This window comes from Lysinibacillus sp. TE18511 (genome assembly GCF_054062295.1).
Map to the genome: position 1 here is coordinate 19,581 of NZ_JBSSFD010000025.1, position 15,775 is coordinate 35,355.

General features: G+C 43.9%; 22 protein-coding genes. 20 read left to right on the forward strand and 2 right to left on the reverse strand.

The features are described 5' to 3' along the window. Positions 1 to 139: 139 nt before the first annotated feature. From ACVWXS_RS16840 to ACVWXS_RS16855, 4 genes are all read left to right on the forward strand, one after another. A complete protein-coding gene (locus ACVWXS_RS16840) occupies positions 140 to 313 on the forward strand; it encodes a hypothetical protein (protein ID WP_456959211.1) in 174 nt (57 codons plus the stop codon). A 14-nt stretch (positions 314 to 327) separates the two neighbouring features. Further along, entirely contained in the window at positions 328 to 891 is a 564-nt protein-coding gene (locus ACVWXS_RS16845) for a hypothetical protein (RefSeq protein WP_456959212.1), read from the forward strand. After that, positions 888 to 1,082: a hypothetical protein gene (locus ACVWXS_RS16850; RefSeq protein WP_456959214.1), complete on the forward strand. Its 195-nt coding sequence runs from the start codon at positions 888 to 890 to the stop codon at positions 1,080 to 1,082. The genes ACVWXS_RS16845 and ACVWXS_RS16850 overlap by 4 nt, the downstream gene beginning before the upstream one ends. A 63-nt stretch (positions 1,083 to 1,145) precedes the next feature. Beyond that, positions 1,146 to 1,913 carry a hypothetical protein gene (locus ACVWXS_RS16855; RefSeq protein ID WP_456959215.1) on the forward strand — a complete coding sequence of 256 codons (768 nt, stop codon included), beginning with the start codon at positions 1,146 to 1,148 and terminating at the stop codon, positions 1,911 to 1,913. Here the strand turns inward: ACVWXS_RS16855 and ACVWXS_RS16860 are convergent. Next, a complete protein-coding gene (locus ACVWXS_RS16860; protein ID WP_456959216.1) occupies positions 1,910 to 2,248 on the reverse strand; it encodes a hypothetical protein in 339 nt (112 codons plus the stop codon). The genes ACVWXS_RS16855 and ACVWXS_RS16860 overlap by 4 nt on opposite strands. 18 nt (positions 2,249 to 2,266) lie before the next feature. Then, entirely contained in the window at positions 2,267 to 2,602 is a 336-nt protein-coding gene (locus ACVWXS_RS16865) for a hypothetical protein (protein WP_456959217.1), read from the reverse strand. 809 nt (positions 2,603 to 3,411) lie between these two features. On the opposite strand from ACVWXS_RS16865, the gene ACVWXS_RS16870 reads away from it, so the two are divergent. From ACVWXS_RS16870 to ACVWXS_RS16945, 16 genes are all read left to right on the forward strand, one after another. Beyond that, positions 3,412 to 4,167: a hypothetical protein gene (locus tag ACVWXS_RS16870; RefSeq protein ID WP_456959219.1), complete on the forward strand. Its 756-nt coding sequence runs from the start codon at positions 3,412 to 3,414 to the stop codon at positions 4,165 to 4,167. A 20-nt stretch (positions 4,168 to 4,187) separates the two neighbouring features. Continuing rightward, positions 4,188 to 4,586: a group I intron-associated PD-(D/E)XK endonuclease gene (locus tag ACVWXS_RS16875; RefSeq protein ID WP_456959221.1), complete on the forward strand. Its 399-nt coding sequence runs from the start codon at positions 4,188 to 4,190 to the stop codon at positions 4,584 to 4,586. A gap of 1 nt (position 4,587) precedes the next feature. Next, positions 4,588 to 4,992 carry a hypothetical protein gene (locus ACVWXS_RS16880; protein ID WP_456959222.1) on the forward strand — a complete coding sequence of 135 codons (405 nt, stop codon included), beginning with the start codon at positions 4,588 to 4,590 and terminating at the stop codon, positions 4,990 to 4,992. A gap of 51 nt (positions 4,993 to 5,043) precedes the next feature. Beyond that, a complete protein-coding gene (locus ACVWXS_RS16885; protein ID WP_456959224.1) occupies positions 5,044 to 7,221 on the forward strand; it encodes a DNA polymerase in 2,178 nt (725 codons plus the stop codon). Then, complete coding sequence (locus ACVWXS_RS16890) at positions 7,208 to 7,927, forward strand: hypothetical protein (RefSeq protein WP_456959225.1); 720 nt, start codon at positions 7,208 to 7,210, stop codon at positions 7,925 to 7,927. Before ACVWXS_RS16885 ends, ACVWXS_RS16890 begins: the two co-directional genes overlap by 14 nt. Before the next feature lie 14 nt (positions 7,928 to 7,941). Then, complete coding sequence (locus ACVWXS_RS16895) at positions 7,942 to 8,223, forward strand: thioredoxin family protein (protein ID WP_456959226.1); 282 nt, start codon at positions 7,942 to 7,944, stop codon at positions 8,221 to 8,223. A 21-nt stretch (positions 8,224 to 8,244) separates the two neighbouring features. Next, the gene (locus tag ACVWXS_RS16900) at positions 8,245 to 9,321 is read left to right on the forward strand and encodes a hypothetical protein (RefSeq protein ID WP_456959228.1); all 1,077 of its coding nucleotides are present in this window, start codon (positions 8,245 to 8,247) and stop codon (positions 9,319 to 9,321) included. An 81-nt stretch (positions 9,322 to 9,402) separates the two neighbouring features. Next, on the forward strand, positions 9,403 to 10,521 hold the full coding sequence (locus ACVWXS_RS16905) for a hypothetical protein (protein WP_456959230.1): 1,119 nt from the start codon (positions 9,403 to 9,405) through the stop codon (positions 10,519 to 10,521). Continuing rightward, the gene (locus tag ACVWXS_RS16910; RefSeq protein WP_456959232.1) at positions 10,521 to 11,051 is read left to right on the forward strand and encodes a crossover junction endodeoxyribonuclease RuvC; all 531 of its coding nucleotides are present in this window, start codon (positions 10,521 to 10,523) and stop codon (positions 11,049 to 11,051) included. Before ACVWXS_RS16905 ends, ACVWXS_RS16910 begins: the two co-directional genes overlap by 1 nt. Further along, positions 11,051 to 11,227, forward strand: a complete 177-nt coding sequence (locus ACVWXS_RS16915) for a hypothetical protein (RefSeq protein ID WP_456959233.1) — start codon at positions 11,051 to 11,053, stop codon at positions 11,225 to 11,227. Before ACVWXS_RS16910 ends, ACVWXS_RS16915 begins: the two co-directional genes overlap by 1 nt. Next, entirely contained in the window at positions 11,224 to 11,526 is a 303-nt protein-coding gene (locus tag ACVWXS_RS16920; protein WP_456959235.1) for a hypothetical protein, read from the forward strand. Before ACVWXS_RS16915 ends, ACVWXS_RS16920 begins: the two co-directional genes overlap by 4 nt. A 57-nt stretch (positions 11,527 to 11,583) precedes the next feature. Continuing rightward, the gene (locus ACVWXS_RS16925; protein WP_456959295.1) at positions 11,584 to 11,742 is read left to right on the forward strand and encodes a DUF3797 domain-containing protein; all 159 of its coding nucleotides are present in this window, start codon (positions 11,584 to 11,586) and stop codon (positions 11,740 to 11,742) included. A gap of 11 nt (positions 11,743 to 11,753) precedes the next feature. Continuing rightward, positions 11,754 to 14,060 (forward strand): ribonucleoside-triphosphate reductase, adenosylcobalamin-dependent, encoded by a 2,307-nt coding sequence (gene nrdJ / locus ACVWXS_RS16930; protein ID WP_456959236.1) that lies wholly within the window; start codon positions 11,754 to 11,756, stop codon positions 14,058 to 14,060. Then, a complete protein-coding gene (locus tag ACVWXS_RS16935; protein ID WP_456959238.1) occupies positions 14,030 to 14,524 on the forward strand; it encodes an AP2 domain-containing protein in 495 nt (164 codons plus the stop codon). The genes nrdJ and ACVWXS_RS16935 overlap by 31 nt, the downstream gene beginning before the upstream one ends. A gap of 261 nt (positions 14,525 to 14,785) precedes the next feature. Further along, positions 14,786 to 15,037, forward strand: a complete 252-nt coding sequence (locus ACVWXS_RS16940; protein ID WP_456959240.1) for a YqaI family protein — start codon at positions 14,786 to 14,788, stop codon at positions 15,035 to 15,037. 14 nt (positions 15,038 to 15,051) lie between these two features. Further along, positions 15,052 to 15,774, forward strand: coding sequence for a PhoH family protein (locus ACVWXS_RS16945; RefSeq protein ID WP_456959241.1), 723 nt, complete (start codon positions 15,052 to 15,054; stop codon positions 15,772 to 15,774). Position 15,775: the final 1 nt, after the last annotated feature.

Consider the following 15,775-nt stretch of genomic DNA (forward strand, 5'->3'; position numbering starts at 1 on the left):
AATCTTATTAATTGACGGTTGTAATTATGTATTTTATTAATTTATATTACTGTAGTCAACCGTCTTTAATAGGAATTATAGCACGACTTCGCTATTTTTAAACACAAAATGCTTAAAAACCCGGGAAAGGGATGAAAAAATGGTACAATTCTACGACTTATGTGAGGATACTTCACAGGAAAATATTACACATTTTAACTTATATAGCCCGATTGCACGAGTACACGCAGACTATCACGGATGCCTACCGTCAGATGACGATGCCGCCGACTATATCCGTCATGTCCGAATCCGCGCAATCAAAGTTAGTTAGGAGGTAACGTAAAAATGACGCAAAAATTAAACGTAAGTTTGCACGCAATTGAGCGAGCGAGAGAACGTCTTGACGCAAAAGGTACAAACGATAATGTAGCGCATACACTTCGCCAATGGTTTCCGAAAGCTGTCGCAAAAGGAACGGCTGGCAACGGTTACATCTTCGATAATATCGCGAAGGATATTCGCTTAATCTTAGATTCATCGCAACAAACGATCATCACGGTTTATCGATTGAGTAACGTCGATGACTACGTAGCACAAAAGCTAGCGCCTAAATCGAAAATCACAATCGACCGCATATCCGCAGCAATCAAGCGTGAACTCTCACGAATGACGACGCAACTTCGACGCGAAATTCGCAAGCTGACGGAACAGCAGGCGCAGCTCAACGTTAGCGCCGCAGAATTGTCGCTAAACAAGATAAGGTGCCGAGCACCGCATACGCAAGCGTTAATTCAAACTCGCATTGACGCTATTATAACGCAAGTTAATGAAATTGCGCAAGAGGTTGACGCAAAATTAACGCAGATTAAAAATGCTGAGCGTGAGGTTGGCGAGGTGATAGGCGAATGAGTGGGTTAATTAACGCAGAATTAAAATCGAAATTGATCGCAGTAGTTGGGTCGGTAATCAAGGCTGAGGATATGTCCGAAGAAGAAATCGAACGTATCGACGACCTATTAGACCTGTGCGATGAGTACGAGATTGATTCGGAAATAGCGTGGGTGTTGTACGAACGCGAGGAACGTTCGAAAGCAAAATAGCGCATTTAAACGCACATAGAAAGGCGGTGATAGTCCGCTAGATTATTAGGAGGGGAAACGAGTATGGCTAGACCACGCAGAACGCATGCAGAATTTATCAGGATTGTTGAGAAAAATCGCGGTAACGAATACACAGTATTAAGTCAGTATAAGGGCTCAAAAGAACACGTCATAGTAAGACATAATGCATGCGGCCATGAGTATCCGATCGTGCCAGAAGGGCTTGTTAGGGGTAGAACATGCAATAAATGCAAACCAGTAATCGTTGCAAAGAAAAGTATTGAAAAAGCGAAAAATAGATTTTTGGACTTTTTACAAAACGAACGTCAGGGAGAGTTTAAATTAATTTCTGAATATGAAACTCAACGCGATGATGTTGTCCTATACCATACAGTTTGTGGTGATTCATTCAATACAAGACCAGATAAATTTTTAGACGGTGCTGTATGTAAGGTATGTCGTGAATCTAAAGGGGAACAAAAAATTCGACACTGGTTACAAAAATTTGATGTGACATTTGAATCGCAAAAAGTATTTATGGATTGCGTATACAAAAAACATTTGAGATTCGATTTTTATGTTGATAATGCAATTTTAATAGAATTTGACGGAAAGCAACATCATGAGGCGGTTGAATACTTCGGAGGAGATGACGTATTTAGAGAAACACAATCTCGCGACGCAATAAAAACGCAATACTGCGCCGACAACGGAATACCACTAATACGAATACCGTATTGGGATTTCGATAATATCGACGCAATATTGACGGAGAAATTGTTGCCGTTGTTAAAGGTTGACGCAAGTTCGATGCAGAAACAAGCGAGTTAGTTTTTCGTTTCGAATTTTTCAAGAAACGCTAAAACATCGTGTGGAGACACATCATCATTCTCCAACAACGCTACAACATAACCTACGTCGTCTTGAAAATCTTCAATGTGAAGCAATATAAAATCGTACAGATCGTCTATTTGGACTTCCATGCTACGGAAAGCATCCCTATCATCAAAGTTAAATTTTGCGTGCATTTCGTCAGAAAGATGACTTTGGCGGTATTCGTAACGCGGTGTCGAGTGAATTTTCGCAATAGTGTTAAGTGAAAATCGCAGCACTAAGAACTCACGGACATTATCGACTAAATCATATTTTAAATTATCTTCAGTCACAGTGAGAACCTCCTTAAGTTAATTATCTAGATACTCTATTGTTCCACGCATTGATTCTGGGAAATAACGTTTAAGGATTTTACGTAGCCCTTTGTCGTAATCTTCAAACTCCACAGAATCGTGACCGACTAAATCGTAAGCTTCACGGAAACTGAGTCCTACTTCTGCAAAGAGTGTTTCGAGTTCTTGGGACTTTTTGTTGGCGTTTTTCATCAAAGCATCGTCAAAGTACCCGTACCCTAACGTAGGAATGTCATCTTTTTGCAAACACGTATACACGTAAAGGCGATCTTTCGCAATGTAGTTCATAAATTTTCTAAATGTTTTATCTGGTAAATAGTATCGTTTTGCCATAATTTACACCTCGTTTTAGTTTCAGAATCACAGCGCTGTTGTCCTTGCCTAAAACTATACGCAGACAATTTTCGGAATGTCAAGCGATAATTTATCGTGAATTTACGGAGTAAATTTTACCATGCGCATACACACGTATAGGCGAGTATTAACGCAAGGCTGACGCAATTTTAAAATCTCGTAACGGCTACGAAGATATTCCGTAACAACTTCGTCCGTCCTATCGAGCGCATACCGTGTCCACTTTCGCTGACGATGCCACTGGCGCTTGAGTTGGCGGTGGACTTGCGCAACGGTTTCCGATTGCCTTGTACGTCATGTACCGTTGAGGGCGACTGATAATCGGCTAAGATACGGAGGCTTGACGGAATAGGAGCGCGCCAATCGGACGCTCGATAGGGCGGTAGAAGCCGCCAGTAATAAAGGCGAGGAGACGCTCGCCCATCGGTGAATGTATTCGATTGCCTAGACGAAAGTCTGCGACTATGTACGGAGTATGTGTGCGGTTGGTCGTCAACCTCCCATAGCGCTTCCGTTGTCGTGTGTAGCGACGGGATTTCACTTTCGAATGCATCTACGGACGGTGTCGAAATATGCTTTTCACTATCCGAAAATAGGCAACGCAATAATAACGCAAAAAGGAGCGTGATTGAATGCGATTTATCGATCATATCAGCAAAGTAACGGTAGAAACGGAACAGCACAAGCTGACAAAGGCGCAGCAACGATTGATTCGTGCGGTAGCTAATCGGAAGTAATAACGCATTTTCAACGCAAAACAAAAACAACGAAAAGGGGACGATTTATTAATGACACAGAATAACACAGGTATGGACGCATTAGCAGCGCTTTACTCAGGTGGAGACGATAGTTCAGATAATAGCTTTACGCCATTTAAAAGTGGTTCAACATTTCGGGTACGAGCGTTAGGTATTCGCGATTTAAAACCTTACTATAACTACGGTATTTACAAAGTAATTAACTCATTCGTCGCGGAAAACCCAAGTACGCTTAATCAAAACGGATTCCCTGAATCAAATCTGACAGTGTGGGATAAGGCGACCGAGTACTACCAAAAGCAAGCTAACGCAGAAAAGGACGCAACTAAGAAGGAAGCGTTAAAGAAATCAGCGGCGCTGTATCGAGGTTCTACGAAGTTTATTATGGGCTTTATCGACTTAGATACTGGCTTACCTATCGTTATCGACGTTACTAAACCGCAAGGTCAAGCGATTCATAAAGTGTTAATGAAGAACGAAGCCAAACTCGGTAAAAAAGCGTTTGAAATCGAAAAGACTGGAGCAAGCACGAATACGGTATGTAGCGCAAGTGTACTCGATTTAGACGATTTAACTGAAAAGCAACAAGCAAATTTCGATAAGTGGGACGGAAAACCATTCGATCATTCGTTATTCAACGGATTAAACTTCTTAGCTGACGAAGCGAAACAAATCGAGTTCCTAACGAAAGCAGGATTCGACGTTACGAAAATCGGTTATAGCATAAGCGAAACTGGCGAAGATACTCCGACGGAAGAAGAGCCGGACCCAACATCCGATTTCTAATCCGTGGAGGTGACGCAGTTATGACGCAAAATGAATTGAGCACAAGCACAATCGGACGTCACTCGGAACTACTCGCAATGGCTGCGTTATTAGCGGACGGATGGTCGGTATCAGAGCCGACCGTGCCTGAGGCTCACGATTTGCTAGCGAGCAAGAACGGACAGCAGATGCGGATTCAAGTTAAAACGATCAAGCAACGCGAAAAAGACGGCGTGCCTTATTACGTCATTCGCGGTCTAAAAAATAATCGGGAAGTTTACTCGTTATCGGACTGTGACGCATTTATCGGCGTAGTAGGTGAGCACGTTTATCTGGCGGAATGTAGAGAAATTTCGGAGTACTGGGCGAAAGTAGACGAAGCAAGCGAGAAATGGAAACGGCTTGACCTAAAAATTACGGAAAAGGGAGCGATTAATTAATATGGCGAAATTAAAGGCGGGCGACTTTGTTAAATATAATGACAATCAAATGGGAATTACAGCGGGTAAATTATACAAAGTATATGAGAAGTACGGGGAATTATCGATTACTGATGACGATGACGATTGGCGACACGGCGGAGTATTTTCGGACGAACACGAAATCCTATCCGCAGAAGAAGTGAAATGGGCGAAGATTGGTCGTAAGGTTAACGAGTTTAAGAAGGGCGATGTTATCGAGATTACACGTGACCAATGCGGTTCTAAAGTCGGAACTGTTACAACGGTAGTGAGCATTATTAACGGAGGTGAAGGCGTCACTTACAAAGGTGACCACGCACGTTACGGAGCAGATGTTACCGCAATTAAGCTAGTAGCGCCAGTAGAATCGCTATTCAAAAACTAGTTGCTCGACGCATAACCAACGCAAAATAAACAACAAGGAGGTGAGGCGGTCATGAAACTTGATATCCGATTGAAAAGCGCACTGGCTTCCGCCTCAACCGAAGCCTTGCGAGAGGCAAGCAAACGGAAAGCAAGCGCTACTGAAACGATTGAGGACGCTTGGGTTCGTATTTTATCGCAGAAAAACAGTGACGCAGATTTGCGGAAGTTGCGAGAGGTTAAGCGTGCGATGGACGCCGGGCTAATCGGAAGGGAAGCGCCTAAAACGGATAAGCGTGGCAATCTGAAACCGTTAGGACGCTTTAGTAAGGCGGAGGCTATTCGGTTGTATGCGGTGCTATTCGAGCAGCAACGCGAGGCGAAGTTGGCGGAGTTAGTCGCAATTACGCCGAGCAATTACGTTTTAATTACCGACGTTGAACAAGTTCCGCAAGTGATAGCTGATATACAAGCGAGTGATTACGTTGGGTATGACTGCGAAACATTCGGCGAGGATACTGGCGCACTTGATCCATGGAAAGGCGACATTGCCGGATTTAGCATTAGCGCCAATGACCACCATTATTACGTACCAATTGCTCATACTGACGGAAATAATCTACCGCTAGAATATGCACTAGAGATCGTACGAGCGTTAACTTCCGCTAAATTAATCATGCATAATGCGCCGTTTGACTGTAAATGGGCGTGGGTTAAGTGGGGAATCGACTTAGCAAAAGCATTGTACGCAGATACACGTATTATGGCGATGGCTCTTGACGAAAATGCTAGTCACCGATTGAAAGACTTACTGACAAGTTGGTTAAAAGAACCGAGCGATAATTTTGATGAGTTATTCGCTAAAACTCCATTCAATCAAATTGGAACAGACGTTGCGCTAGCATATGCGGCAGGAGATACCGAAAAAACGTTAAAGCTATTTAAATGGATGATGACGCATTTTAACACAGAGCGCCTGTCCCGTTTGAAAACCTTAGTGTTTGACGTTGAAATGCCGGTACAACGGGTATTCATTAAATCTGACTTACGTGGGATGGCGTTTGACATAGAAAGAGCTGCCGAACTAGACGCGAAGCTAGAAGAAGAAGAGAAGGAGTTACTAAGTAAGATTTACGCAATATTAGGGCGTGAAGTTAACCTTAATTCTCCGGCACAAATGAAAGTCGTATTCTTTGAAGAACTTGGTATAACGGATTACGGAAAAGGTTCGACATCTAATAAGTTTCTAAAGAAGGCGAAAAATGAACATCCGATTGTACCTCTTTATCTTGAGTACAAGGAAATAGGAAAGCTACGCCAAGCATTTACGCAGAAGCTACCGAACGAGGTTAAGTCGGACGGACGTATTCATCCTTGGCACAATACATGGGGCGCAGCAACTGGGAGATTTACATGCAAAGACCCGAATACACAACAGATTCCAGCTAAACGTCCAGAAGTACGCCACCTATTTAAAACGTTAGGCAGTGACCGTATATTAGTCTCGATTGACTATTCGCAAATTGAACTACGTGTATTAGCACATGAGGCTAACGATCAAGTATTGATTGACGCTTTTAAGAACGGGCAAGACATTCACTCGACAACTGCAGCGTTAATCAGTAAAGGTGAATTTACGTATGAAGAAATCGAACAATATAAAGATACCGACGGACATAAAGCGCAAAAATACCGTAAGCAAGCTAAAATCGTAAACTTCGGTATCGTCTACGGCATGGGAGCAAGCACGTTAGCGAATACGTTAGAGATAACGCCAAAAGAAGGGCAAACGTTAATCGACAACTATTTCGCTGGCTATCCTGGAATTGCAGCGTATATGGAGCGACAACATCGATTAGTACGTAAGAATGGCTACGTTGAGGACTTGTTAGGACGTAAAAGACGTTTACACAAGGACATTAAGTCGCGTGAGCGTTGGAAACAGTTAAGCGCCGAGCGTATGGCTGGAAACTTTCCGATTCAATCAGGTGCAGGCGGAATATTAAAGAAAGCGTTAATCGACTTGGATGATGTACTTCCGCAGTATGACGTCAATATCGTCAGTCAGACTCATGACGAAATCCTATACGATTGTCCACGAGATGTCAGTCTTGTAGCGCTAGAACATATCAGCCGCGTTATGGCGGAGGCAGTTACGTTAAATTGTCCGGTTAACTGCGACATTGAAATTTACCCTGAACGATGGCAAGAAAAAGTCGATTTAGAGGAGTGGTTTAATGACGCTGAGTAGAATAGCGATTAATGCTCGATTAGGCGACGGCATGTTGGGAAAAGGCAAGAACGCAAGTATTACGTTCATGTCAACGGACAAAGAGCTACTGGAATTAAAAGAACGTATGTTAATCGCAGAAGGTTATAAAGGCATCAAATGGGGAACGCAACGGTCAGGGTACGGCGGAACTAAAACGATATTCAACTTACGTACTTTCGTTGATGAAAGAGCGACTATTGTTCGAGATATTTCAATCGACGCACTATTAACGCAGATAGATGAACTAGATTTAATTCTTTGGTACTTAGACGACGGTTCTTGGCATAAGGGCGCTAACACGATGCATCTATATTCAAATATGTTAACCGAACATCAATCGACTTTACTAGTCAATAGAATCGAGGAACTTTACGGTATTCGACCGAAAATTAACATCGATCGAAAGAAGGACGGTCGCCAGTTTTACTACTTATATTTTCCGCGTGATTTAACGAAACTGTTCCGTCCAAAGGTAAAAGAGTTTCTTCTAAAGAATTCGCTGACTTCACTTTACTGTAAATTTGGTGGTCTTGATTATGAGGAAAAACCGCCAAGACACCTGACAGAACCGACTAAAAAGGCTATTAATGACTTAATGTCGCTTGGGTACTCAGATAGATATATCCAAAACGTCGGAATAGCAACACCTAAACAAATTCAAAGAGCCTTGAAAGAGGCGATCTAGGAGGAAACGCAATAATGACGCAAATTAAAATCATCAAACTCGAAAAGGACGGATGCCCACCGTGCAAATGGCTAGGCAGAACGCTAGCTGATAACGCAGCACGCCTCGAATCGGAAGGCGCAACGCTAACAACGATGAACATTAGCGAAAATCCTTCGCTAATTGACGAATACAAGATTACTAGCGTGCCAGTCCTCGTATTCAAACGAAATGGCGTAGAAATGACGCGAGTTCACGGCAATGTCAACTTCGACGACGTGTTAGCTGCGATTGAATATGCGAAATTTAAGATATAAAACGCTAAGGGAGACGATAATTTGACGCAAAATAACGATGCACTAACCGCATTATATGGGGATCAAAACGAAAGCCGATTAATAGAAATACACGAAGAAGGCGCAGAACTAGCGCAATTATTCCAAGCGCAAATGGACGCCTATTACGCAAGTCCGCAATCATCGTTCTATGATAATCGAATTGAGCGCAAGTTCCTCGAGCAAAAACTCGCACATCTAGGATTTAAGCCGTATCCAAACGACGGACTTGTAACGTTCGGTGCGTCAGGCACAGCGAAATGTGACCGTGAAATCGTCTTTAAAAACGCTAAAGTAAGGACGGAGAAAACGCCAGACTTAGCGCATCGCAGCCGTCAACGCCGAGTAGGTACAGCCGTTATAGATTACGTACAGCTCGATATTTGCCACGTACCGAAACGATTAGGCGATAAAGCGCTATTCACCTTTGCAACGTTGCCTAACGATGAGTGGGCGTTCGAGGACGCGATGCAAGTGCGTCAGGTAATCGAACATAATGGAGTTAAATTCGCTATCACCGTTAAGCCTGACGGCATATTGAATTACGCAAAGGACGATGATCGACGCTTTATCTTCGAATACAAGACGAAGGCTTCGGGTGTTGTCGAGATGAACGGCAAGCTCGATTTCAGCGGAGCGCAGGCGGACCATCTACGCCAGGTAACAGCAGAGGCGATTGTCTATGGCATAAACGAAGGATTTATCGTATATGAATCGATGCACAAGCCAGCGTGGTTCTCAGATGAAGAACGCAAAAACGTTCCTAAAACGCGCAAGACATGGCGCAATGGCGAGCCGATGCCAGATATGCGCATGATGTACTTCTACATTACCGAGGAAATGAAAACGGCTTTGCTAGACGATTTAGCACGCCAGGCAGAACTCGTTTATAACGGTGAGATTCCAGAGATAACGGTTGATATGACGTCTAAGTGCGGTTTCTGTCCGTTCAAAGCGCATTGCAAGTCGATATTGACTGACGCTGAGTTGACGCAATTGCAAGAGGTTGAGAGCGCAATGGCCGCGTCGAGCATGACGGGCAAACGAGAACATACGGATTTACGAAATTATTTAGCGTAAAACTGCGACAAACGTAATTTTTATGGATATAAGAATGTAGGAAGCGAAATTAAAACTAATAAATCGGGGGTTGACGTGAATATGACGACGAAAACAACGTATAAAGTGGGCGACAAGGTTCGAATTTTGGATGCGGAAAATATTTACACAGCAGTAAAGGAAGGATTCAAAACTGGCAGAGTTTACGAAGTTGAGTCAATCGATTCACACGGCGATCCGCTAATTACTAACGGTGAGAATACGATTTGTTTCTTTCAAAGCGAACTACAATACATCGAAAAAGTCGAGGAGAGTGACGCTAAGATGACGAAATTCAAAGTAGGCGATAAAGTACGCGTAGTAGCAGAATCACACGGTTGGGGTGGCGTGTCAAAAGGTGATGAAGGCGTTATTAAAAGCGTTGACGGTAAAGGCAGATACCAAGCACTTATCCCTTCTTTTCACGATAATATAACGTGGGCTGGAGAAGAACGTTGTTTCGAACTAGCGCCGCAAAAACCAACGAAAAAGCAACGCATCACAACGCTTGAGCAAAAAGTCGAAGCGATGCAAGCCGAAATCGATGCGTTAAAGGCTGCGCAAAAGCCTAAGTCGATATTGTCAGGTGAAGGTACGCTGACTATTTCGAAAGAATGCGACACTGAGAAGATTGCAGCTAGATTGGCGGAAGCTATCAAAGGCATCTTACCTAAATCAGCTAACGAAAAGCGCAAAGCGATCATTGACGAGGCTAAGGCGTTTGTTGAGAAGTACAGTGGAGTCGTAAAGGTTGATACAACGCCTTACACAACAGGTGCGGGCAGCACTACCGTTAAATTATTCGTTAATAAAGAGAAACGTATAGTAACAGCGATTCCACATTTAGTAAACGTTAACTATACAGTTCATAACGATAAAAAGTTTGCAAAATGCAATCCCTCCGACGTATTCAACGCTGACATCGGCAAGGCAATTGCGCTAGGTCGTGCGCTTGGGATAGACGTTAGCAAGTTTGAGAAGGCGGTACAGCCTAGCGAGGTTGTTGAAGGAATGGTCGTTATTCATACCGAAGATGAGGACGTCTACACAATCGAAGGAGTTTACGAAGGAAATCGATACGATATGCGGCATACTGACGGCGAGTATTTCGGTAAATATCGAATGACGGATAGTATCGAGAATTTCTACGATATTTTAAACGACTCAGAGGCGCAATATTAATGGTTGCTAAAAAGCCGAAGCCAAAGCGCTTACTAGCAATCGACACGTCAGCATCGCCAGGCTTCGCAGTAATCGAATATGGCGGAAGCAAACCCGCAAGCCTCGTTTACACTGACGCATTTCCGACGGACACTTCGCTGTCAGACGCCGAGCGCTTCGAAGTTGTCCGTTCGGCTACAGCGCTTATCTGCTATCAACACGGCCCATTTGACGTTGTTGTCCGCGAGCATTTCATTAAAGGCGGAAGCAAGCGCGGTACGCAGCTCGTATTCGGCGGATGGGCTGCAGTTGATACGGCGCTCAAAGCTTTCGGCTACGTAATCGATAGCAATAACGAGATCCCGCCGACCTCCGTCAAAAAGGCAGTAGGCATTTCGGGCAAGGCGACGAAAGTAGAAGTTGAGCAAGGGGTAAGGCGGGTGCTAGACTTGCCGGACGATTACGTATTTCCGAATAACAAAGGTGGGGACGCCTCGGACGCAGCGGCTATTGGTATAGCTTATTTAAAACGAGAGGGAGCGATTGATTAATGGAAAAACAACCGAAAATATCACGCAAATTACGACGAGGATTAGCTGAATTTAAACCACAATACAACGGCAAGGCACCGATTTCATTCGCTGAATATATCGCAGGATTCAAAAACGAAAAGTTAGTTCCGCGACGATTACGCAATCATCCGTTAAACAAGGCGGTGACTGAATGACGTTAAAACAACGCAAGCCTGCGGGCTTCTTAGCGAATCTAATCGCAATTATCGTAATCTTAATATTCATCGCAGTATCATTCGTAGCATTGCCGTTATTAGCTTTGCTAATCGGAATGGGCTTCGGCTATGTGCTCGAATTGTTTACGGGCGATTACGTGGTGCAGGCATTCCATTCCGTAGGACTGACGAAGGTTGGCTCGAATGATTTGCCGAAAGTATTCGGATTATTGGCGCTGATTGCCATATTCTTTAGAAACGTTGGAGCAGCGAAGAATAAACGTAAGGGAGACGATTAATTGGCACTATTCAAATATGGCAAACGTAAACTCGACAGCTTACGATTATTTAGCGTCTTGGCTAAGAAATATAATAACTGCGAGAACTGCGGCAACGATAGACTAGGTGGTGAACCGTCGGAAGGCGGCATTAATTATGACGGAGAAAATGGGCATTTTGAACGCTCTTGTAAGTGCGGATGGAAAATCGTATTAGACTTCGAGAAATGCCAATAGGAGGAGATTAATTGACTAAATTACTGACTGACGCATTTTTAACACAATATAGAAATAAACAACCGCAATGGGGCTTCGGAGGACTCGGATATATCGTTTACCTTCGCACATATGCTCGCACTAAACCGGATGGAACGCTTGAACGATGGGACGAAACTGTTGAGCGTATTACCGAAGGGAACTTCAAAATCGAATTACATCGCCTAGCTTTGTTAGGTAAATTAACGAAAAAACGATTAGAGGCGTTATCATTAGAGGCAGAGCGATTTTATCATCTCGTATTCAATCTCGTCATGACTCCGCCAGGACGAGGGTTGTGGATGTCCGGTACTGAATACGCTGAGAGAGTGGGCGATGCAGAAAATAACTGTTGGGGTGTATCGATGCGACCTCAACCATACTCTAACGGACAAGAACCGAAAGTATCATTTGCGCCAGTATTTACATTCGACCAAGCGATGAAAGGCGGAGGTGTCGGCGTAAATGTTCAACGTAAATACGTCGATCAAGTGCCAAAGGTTAATAACGCCACTGACGTCTCATTCGTATGTGACGGCGCTCATGCTGATTATGAATCTGAATTAGCTGCGTTAGGTGTAGAAGCTCGTTTAGAAACGATAGTTATGCCGTTTGTAGTCGAAGATAGCCGAGAAGGGTGGGCGTCAGCTTTAGGGCATGTAATCGATGCTCACTACGAAGGAATCGAACGTGTTGTAATCGATATTAGCGAAGTACGTCCGCGAGGCGCTGCTATTGTAGGTTTCGGAGGCACAGCGAGTGGTCCATCACCATTAGTTACGATGCTACAACGTGTTAACACAATACTTAATCGTCGTGTAGATGACTTCGTAACTCCGACTGAGTGGGGCGACGTTATTCAGAATATTGGAACGTGTGTAGTGGCCGGAAACGTTCGTCGTACAGCGTTAATTCTAATCGGAGATAATGATGATCGTGCGTTTGTCGAGTCGAAAAACTATGCGTTACCACAGAATCAAGAAGCGACTAACTGGCGCTGGGCTTCGAATAACAGTGTTGATATTGGCGTCAATACTGACCGTGAAGCACTTCGCAACATGGCGATTAACATCTATTACAACGGCGAGCCTGGTTATGTAAATACCGAGCTATCACGAAACTATGGACGTATCATTGACGGATTCCAAAAAGACATAGACGGAGAAGTCGAGGTATTCAATCCATGCGGAGAAATCACGCTACCAAACGCGTCACCATGTAACCTATTCGAAATCTGCTTACCTCGTATCGAGCAGCTAATTCAATCCGGCACAGAATCGGAAACACTTTACGAAGAAGCTGCGTATTTAGCAACTCGCTACGCTTATCGCATAACATTCCGTCATTACGAATGGGAGGCAACGCGTGAAGTTGTATATCGTCATCGTCGACTAGGCGTAGGTATCACGGGCATTACAGATTGGGTACTTCTTAAATACGACGCTAAAGCAATCGAAGGATTCGACGCAGAAGGGAACGCAATTTATAACGCTAAAGTAACGCAATTCCTCGATACGCTATACAAAGCAGTATCAGACGCAAACATTCAACAAGCTATCGATTTAGACGCTAATCCGTCAATCAAGTTAACTACGGTAAAGCCTTCTGGAACTGTTTCGTTATTAATGGGAGCGTCGCCAGGTATGCATTATCATTGGGCGCCGTACATGATTCGCCGTATTCGTATGGCTTCGTCAGCACCGTTAATTCCAACGTTAAAGCAATGCGGTTACAATATCGAATCTGCAATCGTTGGCTATCAAGCAGACGGTACACCTAACTACGATCATTCTACGTTAGTAGTCGAGTTTCCAACGAAAGCGCCAACGGCTGGTAACGCTAATTTCCAATCTGCAGGCGATGTTCCTTTACGTGAGCAAGCAGCGTTACAAGCGTTGTTAGCGACTTATTGGTCAGATAATGCCGTGAGTGCGACGTTATCGTTCCATAAAGCGCAAGAAAAGCCAGTCATCATGGCGGATGGAACGCAACGCCTCGATAAGTTCGGTAATCCAGCAGTTGAAGCCGACAAAGACGAGGAGCAAGCCGTTATTAACGAAATTACTGACTTGCTTGATAGATATAAAGGCGTAATCAAATCTACGTCATTACTACCGTATGCAACTGGCACATATCCGCAAATGCCGTATGAAGCGATTGATAAAGCGACTTATGACGCTATGGTTGCGGAATTAACAGCAAAGCCTTGGGAATTAATTAGCGGTGAGATTACCGCAGAGGAAGAAGATACAACAGATTACAGCGGTGAATGCGTTGGTGGATCATGTCCGTTGAAGTAGTAGAATTGACGTTAAAATGCGGACTTGTATGTTTAATAGATGAAGAAGATTTTGCGTTAGTGTCACATCAACATTGGCACGTCGATGATTCAGGCTATGCTAGGACAAATATTTGGAGAGACGGACGAAAGCAGTCAGCTCCACGTATGCACCGCTTAATACTTGGTGGTGTCGACTCTAAACTACACATCGACCACATCAACGGCAATAAGTTAGACAATAGAAAAAGCAATTTACGAATCTGTACAGCCAGTGAGAACGCAAGTAATAGAAGTAAGCAACGAAACAATACGAGCGGGTACAAAGGTGTTTGCTACGATAAAGTACGCCAAAAATGGAAAGCAGAAATCAAGGCTACTGGGGTACGTCATTATTTAGGTCGGTTTGATACCGCAGAGGACGCTCACCGAGCATATGTAGGTGCTGCGAAAGAGTTACATGGCGATTTCGCTAATGTCAATTAAGTTTGATCAATTGCCGAGCCTTAATATGCTTTTAGGGCTTGGCGCCATTTTACTATAAACGGAGGTTGATACGGTGGAGAAAACATTAAAAGTATTCGAGAGTATTATCACGTTCGGGCTATTTGTACTGTTCATAATCGAATTACACGAGTTTGCGACTACAGATAACGTAGTCAGCGGAGTATGGGCTGTTTTACTACTGATAGCCGGTTCGAATATAGGGAGAAACACTAAGATTAAAGTGACGGTAGGCGAACGCAAATGAGCCATGACATCGAGCATCCCGATATAACTCACGCAATGCAAACGGGCTATGGCCGTGAGACTTGGCGTAATATCCAAAACGGAAAGCCAACGGAATCAGCTCCGAAAGACTATTACGGAGACATTATCGACTTAGAGAACGATCATTACGTTGTGATTCCGACAGGCTATAAGATACTGCACCGCAATCTGCAACGTTATTTGGAGGAACGGAAAGGCTTCGAGTTTAACTACGTAATGGGAGACTGAAGGAGGCGGAGAATATGGCATATTTCGGATTAAGCGCTCGCAACTTGGAGCAAAAGCGATTATTGCAAGCAGCAGCAAACGATAAGCCGTTCTTATTCGTAACTGGACCGGCTGGCTGCGGTAAGACGCTAGTGGTCGAGGCAGTCGGATTAGATAACGTAATTGAGTCACGTAAGCATCGTAAATTAATTTATACGCGCTTACAGGAGCAAGTCGGAAAAGACCTCGGATTCTTGCCGGGCACACTCGACGAGAAGAACTTTCCGTTTATTGCGCCTTTCATCGATAATCTAGACGTACTATCGCAAAGTCCATCGGAAATCATGCGAATGCATGGATCGGAAGGCGGAGACCGTCAGCGTATTTTCTTTGACACGATTCAGACGATTCGAGGACGCACGCTTAATCATACGTTCGTTATGATAGATGAAAGCCAAAACCTCGATTTATTCTCGACCGCAGCTGTCGGCACACGTCCGGCAGAAAATACGAAAATTGTATTTATCGGAAACTTTGCACAGACGGATAACGAGGCGCTACGAAGTCCGCAGACAAACGGGTTGTATAAGCTACTTAGCGGATTATATGAGCGCGAGGCACACGAACATTTCGACCATATTAATCTAACGCAAACTCAACGTGATCCTGTCGTAGAAATTGTCGAAGATATTGTACGCAGTTACGAAATGCCTGTTGAGTTTGCCGAGTTAGAGGCGCGAGGGAACGTTAAATACTAAG

Coding starts and splice junctions, on each gene's coding strand:
- ACVWXS_RS16905 (WP_456959230.1), top strand. CDS start 9,403: ATGACGACGAAAACAACGTATAAAGTGGGCGACAAGGTTCGAATTTTG.
- ACVWXS_RS16935 (WP_456959238.1), top strand. CDS start 14,030: ATGCGTTGGTGGATCATGTCCGTTGAAGTAGTAGAATTGACGTTAAAA.
- ACVWXS_RS16915 (WP_456959233.1), top strand. CDS start 11,051: ATGGAAAAACAACCGAAAATATCACGCAAATTACGACGAGGATTAGCT.
- ACVWXS_RS16945 (WP_456959241.1), top strand. CDS start 15,052: ATGGCATATTTCGGATTAAGCGCTCGCAACTTGGAGCAAAAGCGATTA.
- ACVWXS_RS16845 (WP_456959212.1), top strand. CDS start 328: ATGACGCAAAAATTAAACGTAAGTTTGCACGCAATTGAGCGAGCGAGA.
- ACVWXS_RS16840 (WP_456959211.1), top strand. CDS start 140: ATGGTACAATTCTACGACTTATGTGAGGATACTTCACAGGAAAATATT.
- ACVWXS_RS16940 (WP_456959240.1), top strand. CDS start 14,786: ATGAGCCATGACATCGAGCATCCCGATATAACTCACGCAATGCAAACG.
- ACVWXS_RS16895 (WP_456959226.1), top strand. CDS start 7,942: ATGACGCAAATTAAAATCATCAAACTCGAAAAGGACGGATGCCCACCG.
- ACVWXS_RS16850 (WP_456959214.1), top strand. CDS start 888: ATGAGTGGGTTAATTAACGCAGAATTAAAATCGAAATTGATCGCAGTA.
- ACVWXS_RS16920 (WP_456959235.1), top strand. CDS start 11,224: ATGACGTTAAAACAACGCAAGCCTGCGGGCTTCTTAGCGAATCTAATC.
- ACVWXS_RS16880 (WP_456959222.1), top strand. CDS start 4,588: ATGGCGAAATTAAAGGCGGGCGACTTTGTTAAATATAATGACAATCAA.
- ACVWXS_RS16865 (WP_456959217.1), bottom strand. CDS start 2,602: ATGGCAAAACGATACTATTTACCAGATAAAACATTTAGAAAATTTATG.
- ACVWXS_RS16855 (WP_456959215.1), top strand. CDS start 1,146: ATGGCTAGACCACGCAGAACGCATGCAGAATTTATCAGGATTGTTGAG.
- ACVWXS_RS16910 (WP_456959232.1), top strand. CDS start 10,521: ATGGTTGCTAAAAAGCCGAAGCCAAAGCGCTTACTAGCAATCGACACG.
- ACVWXS_RS16890 (WP_456959225.1), top strand. CDS start 7,208: ATGACGCTGAGTAGAATAGCGATTAATGCTCGATTAGGCGACGGCATG.
- ACVWXS_RS16875 (WP_456959221.1), top strand. CDS start 4,188: ATGACGCAAAATGAATTGAGCACAAGCACAATCGGACGTCACTCGGAA.
- ACVWXS_RS16885 (WP_456959224.1), top strand. CDS start 5,044: ATGAAACTTGATATCCGATTGAAAAGCGCACTGGCTTCCGCCTCAACC.
- ACVWXS_RS16870 (WP_456959219.1), top strand. CDS start 3,412: ATGACACAGAATAACACAGGTATGGACGCATTAGCAGCGCTTTACTCA.